The 14,380-nt window shown below is 69.0% G+C and carries 13 protein-coding genes; 7 read left to right on the top strand and 6 right to left on the bottom strand.

Features of this window, described 5'->3' with window-relative positions:
• The first annotated feature begins 542 nt into the window (after positions 1-542).
• On the top strand, positions 543-1,379 hold the full coding sequence (locus tag NV2_RS17285) for a DUF3710 domain-containing protein (protein WP_067875049.1): 837 nt from the start codon (positions 543-545) through the stop codon (positions 1,377-1,379).
• 127 nt (positions 1,380-1,506) lie between these two features.
• Here NV2_RS17285 and NV2_RS17280 read toward each other — a convergent pair whose 3' ends face one another.
• Positions 1,507-2,271 carry an alpha/beta fold hydrolase gene (locus NV2_RS17280; protein WP_245662644.1) on the bottom strand — a complete coding sequence of 255 codons (765 nt, stop codon included), beginning with the start codon at positions 2,269-2,271 and terminating at the stop codon, positions 1,507-1,509.
• A gap of 317 nt (positions 2,272-2,588) precedes the next feature.
• On the opposite strand from NV2_RS17280, the gene NV2_RS17275 reads away from it, so the two are divergent.
• The 3 genes from NV2_RS17275 to NV2_RS17265 all read left to right on the top strand — a co-directional run bounded on the left by NV2_RS17275 (position 2,589) and on the right by NV2_RS17265 (position 4,606).
• On the top strand, positions 2,589-3,011 hold the full coding sequence (locus tag NV2_RS17275) for an OB-fold nucleic acid binding domain-containing protein (RefSeq protein WP_067874964.1): 423 nt from the start codon (positions 2,589-2,591) through the stop codon (positions 3,009-3,011).
• Between the two features lie 3 nt (positions 3,012-3,014).
• A complete protein-coding gene (locus NV2_RS17270) occupies positions 3,015-3,806 on the top strand; it encodes a DUF3159 domain-containing protein (protein ID WP_084474919.1) in 792 nt (263 codons plus the stop codon).
• Between the two features lie 143 nt (positions 3,807-3,949).
• Positions 3,950-4,606 (top strand): sigma-70 family RNA polymerase sigma factor, encoded by a 657-nt coding sequence (locus NV2_RS17265; RefSeq protein WP_373863577.1) that lies wholly within the window; start codon positions 3,950-3,952, stop codon positions 4,604-4,606.
• A 6-nt stretch (positions 4,607-4,612) separates the two neighbouring features.
• Here NV2_RS17265 and NV2_RS17260 read toward each other — a convergent pair whose 3' ends face one another.
• Both NV2_RS17260 and NV2_RS17255 read right to left on the bottom strand, forming a co-directional pair.
• Positions 4,613-5,317, bottom strand: coding sequence for a potassium channel family protein (locus tag NV2_RS17260; protein WP_067874960.1), 705 nt, complete (start codon positions 5,315-5,317; stop codon positions 4,613-4,615).
• On the bottom strand, positions 5,314-5,985 hold the full coding sequence (locus NV2_RS17255; protein ID WP_067874958.1) for a potassium channel family protein: 672 nt from the start codon (positions 5,983-5,985) through the stop codon (positions 5,314-5,316). The genes NV2_RS17260 and NV2_RS17255 overlap by 4 nt, the downstream gene beginning before the upstream one ends.
• Before the next feature lie 166 nt (positions 5,986-6,151).
• On the opposite strand from NV2_RS17255, the gene NV2_RS17250 reads away from it, so the two are divergent.
• Both NV2_RS17250 and NV2_RS17245 read left to right on the top strand, forming a co-directional pair.
• Positions 6,152-8,140, top strand: a complete 1,989-nt coding sequence (locus NV2_RS17250) for an APC family permease (RefSeq protein WP_067875038.1) — start codon at positions 6,152-6,154, stop codon at positions 8,138-8,140.
• Positions 8,137-9,474: a class I SAM-dependent RNA methyltransferase gene (locus tag NV2_RS17245; protein WP_067874955.1), complete on the top strand. Its 1,338-nt coding sequence runs from the start codon at positions 8,137-8,139 to the stop codon at positions 9,472-9,474. The genes NV2_RS17250 and NV2_RS17245 overlap by 4 nt, the downstream gene beginning before the upstream one ends.
• A gap of 120 nt (positions 9,475-9,594) precedes the next feature.
• On the opposite strand, the gene NV2_RS17240 is transcribed toward NV2_RS17245, so the two are convergent.
• Positions 9,595-10,293, bottom strand: coding sequence for an SIMPL domain-containing protein (locus NV2_RS17240; RefSeq protein WP_067874951.1), 699 nt, complete (start codon positions 10,291-10,293; stop codon positions 9,595-9,597).
• Positions 10,294-10,468: 175 nt separating this feature from the next.
• Here NV2_RS17240 and dxs point away from each other — a divergent pair, with 175 nt between their 5' ends.
• A complete protein-coding gene (gene dxs, locus NV2_RS17235) occupies positions 10,469-12,364 on the top strand; it encodes a 1-deoxy-D-xylulose-5-phosphate synthase (protein WP_067874948.1) in 1,896 nt (631 codons plus the stop codon).
• 48 nt (positions 12,365-12,412) lie between these two features.
• Here the strand turns inward: dxs and NV2_RS17230 are convergent, their stop codons facing one another.
• The gene (locus NV2_RS17230) at positions 12,413-13,723 is read right to left on the bottom strand and encodes an HRDC domain-containing protein (RefSeq protein ID WP_067874945.1); all 1,311 of its coding nucleotides are present in this window, start codon (positions 13,721-13,723) and stop codon (positions 12,413-12,415) included.
• A gap of 22 nt (positions 13,724-13,745) precedes the next feature.
• A complete protein-coding gene (locus NV2_RS17225; RefSeq protein WP_067875035.1) occupies positions 13,746-14,297 on the bottom strand; it encodes a DUF3000 domain-containing protein in 552 nt (183 codons plus the stop codon).
• Positions 14,298-14,380 lie beyond the last annotated feature (83 nt).

The raw sequence follows: 14,380 nt of genomic DNA, 5'->3' as shown, positions 1-14,380 counted from the left end.
GGGGACACCACACGGGGCAGTACCCGGCCGCGACCGGGCAGTATCCGCCGGCGACGGGGCAGAGCCCGCTGGGAGCGGGTGAACCTCGCTCGGCCGCCGCGGTGGCGGGACAGCAACTGCCGCCGGGAGGTTCCCGTCCGGGTGCCGAACGCGTACCGGACCCGGTCGGGCGTGCCGCCGGACCTCGACCGCGACATCGGGAGGGGGACCCGGGCAGCGACTCCTTCGCCGAGCCCGGCGTCGGACGTGCACAGGACTACGCGCCTGCGGGAGGATATGCGGACTCGGGGGTCGTGCCCGGCGAGTCTGCGCCCGGCACGGGAGGTTTCGCTGCCGCCGAGGTCCTTCGGGAGTCGCCCGGCAGGCGGTCCGCCGCGCCGGTGCCTGCCGCGGTACCCGCCTATGCGCGGGAACCGGAGCGTGCCGAGCAGCCGGTGCACGCGTACGCCGCCACGGAACAGGACTACACGGAACAGGACTACTCCGAGTCCCGTTCCTACGGCGCGGGCTACGACGACAGCGAGCACAGTGGCACCGACTACATATCCGAAGCGCCCGAAGACGACGGGTACGCCGACGATTACGCACCCGGCGACTACGACGGGGTCGGCGAGGAGTACGACGAGTACGAAGACGGTGACTACGACGACGAAGAAGACGCCGAGGACTTCGAACCGCACACCGGACCGTTCGACTACGACGACGTCGCCGACATTCTCGACGAGGTCTCCGAGCAGCGCCTGGACCTGGGGTCGATTCTGCTCCCCGTTCCCGACGGTGGACAGTTGCAGGTCGAGATGACCCCGGACGGCACTCCACAGGCCGTCCACCTGGCCACACCGCACGGCCGCCTCACCGTGGCCGCCTATGCTGCGCCGAAATCACCCGGTCAGTGGCGTACGGTCGCCGCCGACCTGGCGGAATCGCTGCGCAGTGACGACGCCACGGTCTCGGTGCAGACCGGGCCGTGGGGGCGCGAGCTGCATGCCGTGACCGAGGGAGCCGATCTGCGTTTCATCGGTGTGGACGGTTATCGCTGGATGGTGCGATTGGTCGCGGCCGGGCCGTCGGGTGCGGCGGACGAGGGGACCGAACTGGTGGCGGCCGCGCGGGCGATCCTGGCCGATACCGTGGTTCGCCGTGGTGAGGAGCCGATGCCGGTGCGAGAACCGTTGCCGGTGGTGTTGCCACAGGAACTGGCCGAACAGCTCATCGCGGCACATCAGCAGCAGGCCGAGGCTCAGCAGCAGGCACAGGCCGCGCAGGCGGCGGCGGCCGAGGCCGCAGCGACCGGATCGTTCCCGGTGGTCACCGGGGAGCAACAGACCGAGCGGCGACGCGCGGGCGGTTCGGCCATGCAACAACTCGGACGCAACTAGGTCACTTCATCGGGCAGCCCGCCATCGTGGGCTGCCCGACGGGGTCGGCCGCACCCGCCCAGCAGTGTCGGCACCGGGGCGGGTACCGCTACCCGGGGCGAGCACCGCCGGCCGAACGGCAGCGCTGTCAGTCGCGTGGTAGCGCCGGGGAGGGTGGCAGGGCCGGGGAGATCAGATCGGGGAAGCCGTGGGCGCCGAGTGTGCCCGGATCAGCGCCCAGTTCGTCGAGTGTGATGCGATGCAGCCGTGCGTCCGGGATCAGGTCGTGCCACCGTTGCGCGACCGCGACCGGATGCACCGGATCGTCGACTGCCGCCACGATCGAGACCGGAACCGGCAGTGTGGCAAGAAGTTCCGGTACCGGCCAGCTGTAGGTGGCGGCTTCCTCCAACGCCGTGGGCAGCTCGGGCCAATGGGTGCGCCAGGACTGCGCCAGGGCTCGCGCCAGCCACGCGGGGCTCCCTGCGGTCATTCGCTCGATCACCGCTTCGAGGCCGTCGGCGCGTAGCTGTGCCGCGGTCACCGCGGCGCTCAGCGTGGCCGGGCACTCGGTCGTGTCGGCGCCGGTCCACGCGGGGAGCGCGGCCACCACGCCGTACACCGAATCCGGTTGTTCGGCAGCCCATTCCACGGCGATCGCGGCACCCAGTGAGATTCCGGCCACCAGGACCGGTCCGGAACGACTCGCCTCGTCGAGCGCCCGGCGACAGCCGGCGACCACTGCCCGCGGGTCCGGCTCGACCGCAATCAGCCGCAGATCTGCGGCGACGCAGGCCGGTTCGAAGGCGCGGCGGGCGAAATCGGCATCGGACCCGGTCCCCGGCAGGGCGACGACGACGGCGGGCCGCTCTCCGCTGCCGCGGAACGGTCCGGAACGGGACAGCTGTGACACGGCCCGGAGCCTACGCGGCGCGCCCGTCGGTGCTGCGTGGCCTCCGGCTTCCGGGTGGTCTGCAGACCGGGGTTCGAGGCGGTCGCCGCGTCGGTTCGCCGGCCGGGCGTGGTGCCGGCCACTCGGATCGGAGGGTTCGAGTGGTGCGCGACTGGGAATCCAGCCTGTGGTGCGGTTGGCACCGTCACGATCGTAGGCTTGGCGTAGCAGCTGTGCCGGGGTACATCTACAGTGGCGGTGTACGGCTGACCAGCCGGTCGTGTGGGAATCCGACGACGTGTGACCCACGCCGTCTGTAGTGCAGGAAGTGTTGCAAGATGCCTTTCACAGGCGGGAACAGGCCAGGCTCGGGTGCTGCGGGCAAGGCCGGTCCCGACAGCGGTTATTTCAGGCGTTTGGGACGTCGTCTGACGGCCGATCTCGATGTGCTCGATGCCGAAGAGCTGGCCGAGACTTCCGAAGCGTCGGGAGCGTGCAGGGCGGCCGAGTGCCGTCGCGGTGAAGAGGTCACCATGCTGGGGCGGTTGCGCAGCGTCGAGGCGTGTTCCAAGTCGGCCGGCGCCACCGTGCAAGCCGAATTCTTCGACGGCACCGATGCGGTGACGCTGGTGTGGATAGGTCGTCGCCGGATCCCCGGTATCGATCCCGGACGCCGTATCCTGGTCCGTGGCCGCATCGGAGAGCGCGATGGCGCCAAAGTGATCTACAACCCCAACTACGAACTTCGCGAGAATTCCTGACGAATGCCGACACCCCACCACGACGAGGGCGCCGATCCGGTCGCCGCGACCGGCTTTCCGGCGGACCCGGTCGAGGGGCACGGCCGTCATCGTCTCCGCGAATCCGAGGATCTGCCCGACGAGCGTGCCGCGACAGGTAGTGATCTCGCGACCGACGACTCCTACCCGGCCGAGGAGCGCGAGGAGGAGATCCAGCAGACACTGCTCGAACAGCTCGGCGGTATCAGCGGGCTGATCTACTCCACGCTCCCGGTGGTGGTCTTCGTTCCGGCGAATACGCTGTGGGGCTTGACCGCGGCGATCTGGGCGGCGCTGGCCACCGCGGTCGGCGTGCTGGCGTGGCGCCTGCTGCGCCGTTCGCCGATTCAGCCGGCGATCTCCGGTTTCGTCGGAGTCGCGGTGTGCGCCTTCATCGCGCATCGCACCGGTGCCGCCAAGGGGTATTTCCTGTTCGGCATCTGGGCCAGCCTGGCCTACGCCGGAGTGTTCCTGGCCTCGCTGGTGGTGCGCTGGCCGTTGGCGGGTGTGATCTGGGGCGTGCTGAACGGGCACGGCCACGGCTGGCGTTCCGACCGGCGCGCGATGCGGCTCTACGACCTGGCGACGGTGGTGTGGGTGGTCGTCTTCGGGGCGCGCTACCTGGTCCAGAACCACTTCTACGACACCGACAGCACCGGGTGGCTCGCGGCCGCGCGGATTGCGATGGGGTGGCCGCTCACCGCGGTCGCCCTGCTGGTGACCGTGTGGGCGGTGCGCCGCGCGGGTCATATGCCGGTCTCGTCGTCGTCCGACTGAACCGACTCGAGGTACGAACTGCCCCTGATCTCAGGGGCACTGTTTGTGGGGGTGGGGACAAACCCACCCCTGGGGTATCTATTGCGCGGGCCGGATCCGGCGCACGATCGTACTGTCAGCAGCGATCGGCGAGAGGATCCACAGTGATTACCGAGGACACCGCGGTAGTGACGAACAGTGCGGCGAAGGGCACCGGTATGCGCTCGCCACGCTCGGCGCCCGCGGGATCGGACAGCCGTCGTGCCGCCGCCGAACTCGACCGGTTGATCGGCCCGGCCGCCGCGGGCGATCAACGCGCGGTCTCCGACATCATCAAGATCGTGCACCCGTTGGTGCGGCGCTATTGCGCGGCACGGGTCGGGGCGGGAAGCAACCCGCACGTCAGCGCCGACGACATCGCGCAGGAGATCTGCATTGCGACCGTCACCGCGATTCCGCGGTACCGCGATCAGGGCAAATCGTTTCTGGCCTTCGTCTACGGCATCTCCGCCAACAAGGTTGCCGACGCCTTCCGTCGTGCGCACCAGCACCCGTCGTATCCGGTCGCCGAATTCCCCGATGCCGCGTCCTGCGCGCCCGGCCCGGAGGAACTGGCGCTGGTCTTGGAGCGCCGTGAGGCGACCCGCGAGCTCATGACGATCCTCGCTCCCGCGCACCGTGAGGTACTGGTGATGCGCATCGTGCTCGGATGGACCGCCGCCCAGACCGCCGAGGCGATCGGTACCAGTCCCGGAGTGGTCCGTGTCATGCAGCATCGCGCGTTGAACAAGCTGCGCGCCCGGTTGACCGAAGCCGCCTGAACGACCTCAGATCGACGTGGGGGGTTCCGCGCCGGACGACCCGGCACCGGTCGGTTCGGCGGTCAGGGTCCGGCGCAATTCGTCCTCGGCTTCGACCGAGGAGACGAACAGCAATTCGTCCTCGCCCTCGAGGGGATCGTCGGGCTGCGGCACGATTACCCGGCCGCCTCGCAGGATCGTCACCAGCGCAACATCACGTGGCAGCGCCAGCGACCGCACCGGCCGTCCGGCCAGCGAGGTGTCGGTGGGCAGTGTGATCTCCACCAGGTTGGCCTGGCCCTGACGCAATGTCATCAATCGGACTAGATCGCCGACCGATACCGCCTCCTCGGCCAGTGAGGCCAGCAGCCGGGGTGTCGAGACCGCGACGTCCACACCCCAGGACTCGTCGAACAGCCATTCGTTGCGCGGATCGTTGACCCGCGCCACCACCCGCCGCACCCCGAATTCGGTCTTCGCCAACAGGCTGAACACCAGATTGGCCTTGTCGTCCCCGGTGGCGGCGATCACCGTCTCGTAGTCCTGCAGTACCGCCTCCTCGAGCAGTGCGAGTTCGCAGGCGTCGCCGTGCAGCCAGGTGGCTCCGGCCGCGACGGTCTCGTCGATGTGATCGAGGCGCCGTTCCAGCAGCGTGACGCGGTGTCCGCCGCGCAGCAGTTCCTGCGCGATGGAGCGCCCGACGGCACCGGCACCGGCGATGGCTACGTTCACGACTTGTCCTCACTCGGTGGAGCGGTGGTGGCTGCGGCGAGGGCCTCGCCGAGCCGATCGGAAGCGGCAGCGATGTAGACCGTGTCGTCCGCTTGCAACACCGTTTTGCTGGTGGGCAGTAGTGCCTGCCCGAAGCGGACCAGGAAAGCGACGCGCACCGGGACGGCTTCCTCCAGTTCCCGGACGGTGCGTCCGTACCAGTCCTCGTGCGGCACCAGTTCGGTCACGGTGGCGGTTCCGGTGGGATCGCGCCAGGTGGCGGTGGTTTCGTCACCGGTGATGGCGCGCAGGAACCGGTCGGTGGTCCACGGCACGGTGGCAATGGTCGGGATGCCGAGGCGTTCGTAGACGGCCGCGCGCTTGGCGTCGTAGATCCGCGCGACGACCCGTTCCACGCCGAACGTCTCGCGCGCCACTCGCGCCGCGATGATATTGGAGTTGTCACCGTTGGATACCGCGGCGAAGGCGCCGGCCCGTTCCACTCCGGCCCGGGCAAGGACGTCGCGGTCGAATCCGACCCCCGTCACTCGCTCGCCGGGAAAGTCCTTGCCCAGGCGCAGAAACGCGCCGGGATCCCGGTCGATCACGGCAACCTCGTGGCCGGTCCGGACCAGGGCACGGGCGAGCGCCGAGCCGACGCGGCCGCACCCCATGATCACTACGTACACCGTGTCAACCCCAATTCGCAGAAACCGTGGTGTGCGGTCTGGTGCCATTCGTGGGAACCGTACCTGCAGCGGATTCCCACGAAGCACGTTCCCCCGCCCGAAGTGGTCGAAACGCGAGTGAACCGCCCGCTATGTCACACCCGGGGGTGGCCTTATGCTGTGCCGAGTGTCCAAGTTGACGACGGCCGTCAAACGTATGGTGGTCGGCCGGCCATTTCGTAGCGATTCGCTGGGACATACCCTGCTGCCCAAGCGGATCGCACTGCCAGTCTTCGCCTCCGACGCATTGTCGTCGGTGGCCTACGCGCCCGAGGAGATCTTCCTCGTGCTGTCGACGGCCGGCCTGTCCGCCTACGTCTACGCGCCATGGGTGGGCCTCGCTGTCGCGGCGGTGATGGCGGTCGTGGTGGCCAGCTACCGCCAGAACGTGCACGCCTACCCGTCCGGCGGCGGTGATTACGAGATCGCGACGGTGAACATCGGTCCTATGGCGGGGCTCACGGTGGGCAGCGCCCTGCTCGTCGATTACGTGCTGACCGTCGCGGTGTCGATCTCGTCGGCGGCGTCCAACATCGGGTCCGCGGTGCCGTTCGTCGCCACCCACAAGGTGTTGTTCGCGGTCGCGGCGATCGTCCTGCTCACGGCGATCAACCTGCGCGGTATCCGCGAGTCCGGCGCCACCTTCTCGATTCCCACCTACGCCTTCATGGCCGGAGTCATGCTGATGCTGGCGTGGGGAGCGGTGCGGTTGTTCGTGCTCGGGGATGACTTGCAGGCCGAATCGTCCGGATTCAGTTTGAACGGTGACGAATCCCACCTGCAGGGCATCGCCTTCGCCTTCCTGATCGCCCGGGCGTTCTCCTCCGGATGTGCGGCGTTGACCGGTGTGGAGGCGATCAGCAACGGCGTCCCGGCGTTCCGTAAGCCGAAGTCCCGCAATGCCGCGACCACGCTGCTGATGCTCGGCGCGATCGCCATCGTCATGCTGGTGGGCATTCTGCTCATGGCTCGCAAACTGGGCGTTGTCTATGCCGCCGATGTGGCGGATCTGGTCGGCGCCCCGGCCGACTACGAGCAGAAGACGCTGATCGCCCAGCTGGCCCACACGATCTTCCACGGTTTCCCGGCCGGCTTCTTCTTCATCGCGATCGTCACCGCCCTGATCCTGATTCTTGCCGCCAACACCGCGTTCAACGGGTTCCCGGTGCTCGGTTCGATCCTGGCACAGGACAGGTTTCTGCCCCGGCAGCTGCACACCCGCGGTGACCGGCTGGCGTTCAGCAACGGCATCCTGTTCCTGTCGGGTGCGGCGATCGCATTCGTCGTCCTGTTCGGGGCCGAGGTGACCCGCCTGATCCAGCTCTACATCGTCGGCGTGTTCGTTTCGTTCGTGCTGAGCCAGACCGGCATGCTGCGGCACTGGACCAGATTGCTGCGCACCGAGACCGATCCGGCGGTGCGGCGGCGGATGCTGCGCTCGCGGGTGATCAATGCCATCGGCCTCACCATGACCGGCGCGGTACTGATCATCGTGCTGATCACGAAGTTCCTGGCCGGTGCCTGGATCGCCATCGTCACCATGGCCGCGATCTTCGTCATCATGCGGTTGATCCGCCGCCACTACGACACGGTCGGGCGGGAACTCGAGGAGCAGGACTACACCCAGATCCTGCCCAGCCGCACACATTCGATCGTGCTGGTGTCGAAACTGCATCTGCCGACTCGGCGCGCCGTCGCCTATGCGCGCGCCACCCGGCCCGACACCCTGGAAGCGGTCACCGTCAACGTCGACGAGCCCGATACTCGTGCGCTGGTCCGGGAGTGGGCCGACAGTGACATCCCGGTGCCGCTGAAGGTGATCGAATCGCCCTATCGCGAGATCACCAAGCCGGTGGTCGACTACGTCAAGCGGGTACGCAAGGACGCCCCGCGCGATGTGGTGACCGTCTTCATTCCGGAATACGTGGTCGGGCACTGGTGGGAACAGGTGCTGCACAACCAGAGCGCGCTGCGGCTCAAGGGGCGGTTGCTGTTCGAACCGGGCGTGATGGTGACCAGCGTGCCCTGGCAGCTCAGCTCCTCTGCTCGGGCGCATCGGCCGGAGAAGGTCAACGCGCCCGGTTCGGTCCGTCGCGGCTTCGAGGACCGCCTGTGAGCGCGGGGCTCGACTGGTCCGGGGAAAACTTCCGGGTGCGGCTGGGCCCGCCCGGGCACGGCGGTTTCTGTATTGCCCGCCACGAGGGCCGGGTGCTGTTCGTCCGGCACGGCCTACCCGATGAACTGGTGCTCGCCCGGGTCACCGAGGACCGTGGTGGCTCGTTCTGTCGGGCCGAGGCGGTCGAGATCCTGGAGCCGTCACCGGATCGGGTGGAATCGACCTGCCCGGTATCGGGCCCCGGGGGAGCGGGCTGCTGTGACTTCGCCTTCGCGACACCGCAGGCGCAACGTGATCTCAAGGCGGCGGTGGTGCGTGAGCAACTGCAGCGTCTCGCGCACTGGGAGACCGACGTCGTGGTGGAACCGATCCGCACGGGCCGGCCGCGCGCAGTTGAGGTGACAGCGCCCGATGGCAATGCGGATGGCGTCGAGGCGCTCGGCACACCCGATATCGGCTGGCGGACCCGGTTGCGGCTGGCAGTCGACGGGGAAGGACGCGCCGGGGTCCACCGCTATCGGGGCAGCGAGGTGATCACCGATCTGCGTTGCCCGCAACCGGTTCCGGGCGCACTCGACGGTATCGCCGAGCGAACCTGGACTCCGGGCGCGGACCTGGTGGTCGCCGTCGACTCCGAAGGGCTGCAACATATCGTCGAGCTGGCTCCGCCGACCGCCGGGGCAGCGCCCCGTGGACGCAGCCGCCGCGCCACCACCGCGCGCCGCGCGGCCGCCCACACTCGTCGCGCCGAGCGGTTGGTGTCCGGCAGTGGACGGGCCGTGCAGTATGTCGCCGAACGGCGCTGGGAGGTGTCGGCCACCGGCTTCTGGCAGCCTCATCGCGATGCGGCGCAATGCTATTCGGATGTGGTCGCCGAATGGGCGGATCTGGACGCGGGCGCGAGCGCCTGGGATCTGTACTGCGGTGCCGGGGTGTTTGCGGCCCGGCTGGCCGAACAGGCCGGACCGCGCGGCGCGGTGCTCGGTGTGGAATCCGCGCGATCCGCGGTCGCCGACGGCACCGCGGCGCTACGCGACCTGCCCGGGGTCGATCTGCACGCCGAACGGGTCGAACGCTGGATCGCCGGGCGTGAGCAGTCACCGAGTGTGATCGTGCTGGACCCACCGCGTGCGGGAGCGGGCAAGCAGGTCGTCGGCCCCCTCACCGCGGCGAATCCGGATCGGATCATCCATATCGGTTGCGACCCTGCGGCTTTCGCGCGAGATATCGGTCTCTATCATGCGGCGGGCTACCGGGTCACCCGGTTACGGGCCTTCGACGCCTTTCCCGCCACCCACCATGTGGAGTGCCTGGCACTGCTGGAACGGACGTAACGCCCGCCACCCCGTCGAGGAGGCGGCACCACGTCTCGCGGCCGACAACCGACACGGCCGCCGCACGATCACCGGTCCGCACCGCACGAACATAGGGCGGCCTCGAGCGAGCGGCGGTACTCAGTCCAATTGCCAGGTGGCCCGCAGGTCCGCGCCGACCTCGTGCTCGCCGTATTCGACGGGGACGGGTGATCCCGGCGCGGAGCGGGCCGCGACGAGACGTATCTCACCCCGGGGTTCCGGTGCGGCAGCAGTGTTCTCGGTGATCTCGAGGACTGCTCCCAGCCGGCGGTCGGCGCGCGCGGCATAGCGCCGGGCCCGGTCGAGCGCATCGTCCCAGGCCGCTTCCCGGGCCCGGATCAGCAGGTCGGCGCGGTCGGCGACGGTGAGGTTCAGCCCGCCCAGCCGGACGTCGTCACCACCGGCCTCGACCGCGCGGGCGATAATCGCGGCCGGATCCGGGGCATCGGATGCCGATGCCGAGGGAATCCGCAGTGACACCGTGAGTGCGGTGGTCGCCACATACCCGGTGATGCGGGCCCCTTCCTGCTCCGACCACGCCGTCTCGGTGCGGACCGACAACCCGGTCGTGGCGATATCGCTCGCGGTCACACCGTCGCGGCGCAGCGCATCGGTGACCGCGGAGGTTCGTTCGCCTGCCCGGTGGTAGGCGAGTGCGACGGCCCCGGCACGAGTTTCGATGGAAATGGAGACCTGCATCCGGTCGGGTGCGGCGCTCGCGGCACCGTGCCCGAAGGTAGTGACGGTGCCGGGGTGCCGGGGTGTGGCGTCCTCGGATCGCTGCTGCTCGGCGGTCATATCGTCCTTCCTGGGCGGGGACGGGCAGGCATCCACTGTAATGCGGAGCGGCTATGTCGATCCTCACACCGATGTCCGAATCCCGGATCTTCCGGGTCGTTCCCGTCGTCGCGCCCCGATTCGGCTCCGTAGACTGTTCCGAGACAGATGAGCCATCGGAGAGGGAGCGAGAACGGTGGGAGTTCTTTCCCGGGTCGACACACCCGAGGACCTGCGCCGGCTGACGGCACCGCAGCTGCGCGAGCTGGCCGAGGAGATTCGGGAGTTCCTGGTCCGCAAAGTAGCGGTCACCGGCGGCCATCTGGGTCCGAATCTGGGGGTGGTGGAATTGACCATCGCCCTGCACCGGATCTTCGATTCCCCGGCCGATCCGATCGTCTTCGATACCGGGCACCAGTCCTATGTGCACAAGATTCTCACCGGCCGCAAGGACGGGTTCGATCGGCTGCGCAAACAGGGCGGACTGTCGGGATATCCGAGTCGTGCCGAAAGCGAGCACGACTGGGTGGAGTCCTCGCACGCCTCCGCGTCGCTTTCCTATGCCGACGGTCTGGCCAAGGCGTTCGCCCTCACCGGGCAGGACCGCCACGTCGTCGCGGTGGTCGGTGACGGCGCGCTGACCGGGGGGATGTGCTGGGAGGCGTTGAACAATATCGCCGCGGGCCAGGATCGGTCGCTGATCATCGTGGTCAACGACAACGGCCGGTCGTATTCGCCGACCATCGGCGGGCTGGCCGACCGGCTCAACACGCTGCGGATGCAGCCGGGCTACGAGCAGGCGCTCGACGCCACCAAGCGTTTCGTCCAGGGCATTCCGCGGGTCGGTGCGTCGGCGTATTCGATGCTGCATGCGGTGAAAGCCGGGATCAAGGATGCGGTGGCGCCGCAGGAACTGTTCAGCGATATCGGGCTCAAGTATCTGGGCCCGGTGGACGGACACGATCCGGAGGCGCTGGAGGCGGCACTGCGCCGCGCGAAAGATTTCGGTGGCCCGGTCGTGGTGCACGTGGTGACGTTGAAGGGGCGCGGGTACCAGCCCGCGGTCGATCATGTCGCCGATCAGATGCATTCCATCGGTGCCATCGATCCGGAGACGGGCAAGCCGACCGGCAGCAAATCGGTCGGCTGGACGTCGGTGTTCTCCGAGGAACTGATCCGGCACGGGGAGCAGCGCGCGGATATCGTCGCGATCACCGCCGCGATGGCCGGACCCACCGGGCTGGCCCCCTTCGGTGAACGATTCCCCGACCGCCTGTTCGACGTGGGTATCGCCGAGCAGCACGCGATGACCTCGGCGGCCGGTCTGGCGCTGGGTGGCCTGCACCCGGTGGTCGCCATCTACTCGACCTTCCTCAACCGCGCCTTCGATCAGCTGCTGATGGATGTCGCCCTGCTGAAACTTCCCGTCACGCTGGTCCTGGACCGGGCCGGTATCACCGGCGACGATGGCGCCAGCCACAACGGTATGTGGGATCTGTCGATCCTCGGCATCGTTCCCGGTATCCGGGTCGCCGCCCCGCGCGACGCGGTGACGCTGCGGGAGGAACTGGCCGAGGCACTGGCCGTCGCCGACGGTCCGACCGCATTGCGTTTCGCCAAGGGCGCGGTGGTCGAGGAGGTCGCGGCGTCCGAACGCTTCGACGGTGTCGACGTGCTGCGCATGCCCGAGGGCTCCTCCGGTCAGGCGGTGCGCGGTGATGTGCTGCTGGTCGCGGTCGGCGCGCTCGCATCGGCCGTGGTCGAGGCAGCGGATCTCCTGACTGCGCAAGGGGTTTCGGTGACCGTGGTGGACCCGCGCTGGGTACTGCCGGTCTCCGACACACTCGTCAAGATGGCCGAGAACTACCGGATGGTGGTCACCGTCGAGGACGGTGGGCTGCACGGTGGAATCGGTTGCACAGTGTCGGCACGCCTGCGCGAATCCGGGCTGGACGTGCCCACCCGTGAAATCGGTGTTCCGCAACAGTTCCTGGAGCACAGCTCACGGGCTCAGGTCCATCAGGAACTGGGTCTGACCCCGGAACAGATCGCGGAGCGAGTCGCACGGTGGCTCGGCGGTAGCGCCGCCTGACCCGGCGGGCGCGGAAGCAGCCTTCCGTGTGTCCCGGCATCCCCGGCGTCAGGCGGTCCCCGCCGCAGCGTCGGAAGTGTCCGGAAACAGCGCTGCGGTCAGTTCCGGAACCGCGAGTTCGCGCTGCCAGGTACGAGCACCACCGGATTCGAGGTATTTCCCGATCTCCGCTGCCGGATCCGCCGGTGTGGTGCCGGTCCGGAACTCGGGGAGGCCGTCCCAGCACAACCTGCGCAGCAGGTCCGGGGTGAGCAGATTCTCCACCGGCACCGCGTATCGCTCCGACAGACCGCTCATCACCGCGCGGGCGGCGGTCAGACGGGCGGCGGCGGCCGGATCCCGGCGCTCCCACCGGTTCACCGGAGGCGGTCCGTCGAACGGCTGCGACATCGGCGGCAAGTCGGAATCCGGTAGTGCCCGGGCACGTTCCACCGCGCCGAGCCATTCGCGTGAATACCGGCGCTGGCGGGGCCCACCGAAGACCGGCAGCGCCCGCAGCTGTCCCACCGATTTCGGATCGGCCTGTGCCGCGGCGACGATGGCCGAATCGGGCAGGATTCGTGCCGGGGCCACATCGCGGTGCCGTGCGATATCGTCGCGCGTCGACCACAATTCCCGCACGATCGCCAGCTGGCGGGTGCGGCGCAGCGTGTGGATGCCGGAGGTGCGCCGCCAGCGGTCCGGTTTCGACGGCGCCGGATCGGCGGTGCGCACATGGTCGAATTCCTGTGCCGCCCAATCCTGTTTGCCTTGCTCGGTGAGCGCCGCCGCAACTTCGTCGCGCAGTTCGACCAGCAATTCCACATCCAGTGCCGCATAGTTGAGCCAGTCCTGCGGCAGCGGGCGGGTGGACCAGTCCGCGGCACCGTGGCCCTTGCGCAGCTCACGGCCCAGCAGCCGGGCCACCATCGCGGCCAGCCCGACACGTTCGAATCCGGCCAGGCGCCCCCCGAGTTCGGTGTCGAACAGCTGGGCGGGCCGCAGTCCCAGCTCGGCGAGGCACGGCAGATCCTGGTCGGCGGAATGCAGTACCCACTCCAGCTCGTTGATCACCGCGGCGAGCGCGTCGAGTGCGCCCGGGTCCGGGATGGGGTCGATCAGGAAGCTGCCGCTACCGCGGCGGCGCAACTGGATCAGGTAGGCCCGGTTCGAATAGCGGAACCCGGACGCCCGCTCGGCGTCCACCGCCAGCGGCCCGGTTCCGGCGGCCAGGCTCCGGGCGGCGGCCGCAATCTCACGCGCGTCGTCGAGGACGGGTGGGATGCCGTCGGCCGGCGCCAGCAAGGGAACCGGATTGTCGGTGCCGGGCTGTGCCGGGGGCGTCGCCGGGGCGGTGTCGGGCTGGTCGGCTTCGGGCATAGACCTGGACTCTACGTGGCCCTCAGAAGTGGTCGTCGGCGTTCTGCGGATGCGGACGCAAATGGGTGATGCCCGCCGGCGGCAGTCCCGCGGCGTAGGCCAGCACCTCGCAGAACGCCTCCACATGCGGTGCGAGCTGGGAAGACGGGACCGTCCACGAGGCACGCAGCTCCAGCTGATGGGCGCGGGGTGGGCCCGCGATATCGCCGTACCGCACCGAACTGGTCGAGGTGACGGTTCCACCCAGTGCGGTGAACTCCTCGCCCCGGGACTCCAGCGCATCGACCAACCAGCTCCAGGCCACCTCGGGGAGCAGCGGATCGCCTGCGAGGGCGGCGTCGATATCGGCCTGGATGTAGGCGACCAGCCGGAACACCCCGTGCCAGGCCTCGTGCCCGTTGGGATCGTGCAGCAGGATCAGCCGGCCGAATGCGTCGTCGTCCGAGTCGACCGGGACCGTGGTGGTGTCGAGGTGGGTGACCTCGGCACCGACGGCATACGAATACGGCGCCAGGCGTTGCGGGGGCCGGATCGGTGCAAGCTCGATCCGGGGATGAACTGATGCGGTGCCCATCGCCTCGACCGCGGCGCGAAACTCGGCGGGTTCGCTGTCAGGGCCCGGGGTCGGTGCGGCGCCGTCGCGGAAGTCGAGCGGTG

This window comes from Nocardia vermiculata NBRC 100427 (assembly GCF_001613265.1).
Lineage (GTDB): Bacteria > Actinomycetota > Actinomycetes > Mycobacteriales > Mycobacteriaceae > Nocardia > Nocardia vermiculata.
Note: the sequence above shows the minus strand (reverse complement) of the source record. Positions and strands in the feature narration are given on the sequence as shown.

Coding starts and splice junctions, on each gene's coding strand:
- NV2_RS17275 (WP_067874964.1), top strand. CDS start 2,589: ATGCCTTTCACAGGCGGGAACAGGCCAGGCTCGGGTGCTGCGGGCAAG.
- NV2_RS17270 (WP_084474919.1), top strand. CDS start 3,015: ATGCCGACACCCCACCACGACGAGGGCGCCGATCCGGTCGCCGCGACC.
- NV2_RS17240 (WP_067874951.1), bottom strand. CDS start 10,293: ATGACCGCCGAGCAGCAGCGATCCGAGGACGCCACACCCCGGCACCCC.
- NV2_RS17230 (WP_067874945.1), bottom strand. CDS start 13,723: ATGCCCGAAGCCGACCAGCCCGACACCGCCCCGGCGACGCCCCCGGCA.
- NV2_RS17225 (WP_067875035.1), bottom strand. CDS start 14,297: ATGGGCACCGCATCAGTTCATCCCCGGATCGAGCTTGCACCGATCCGG.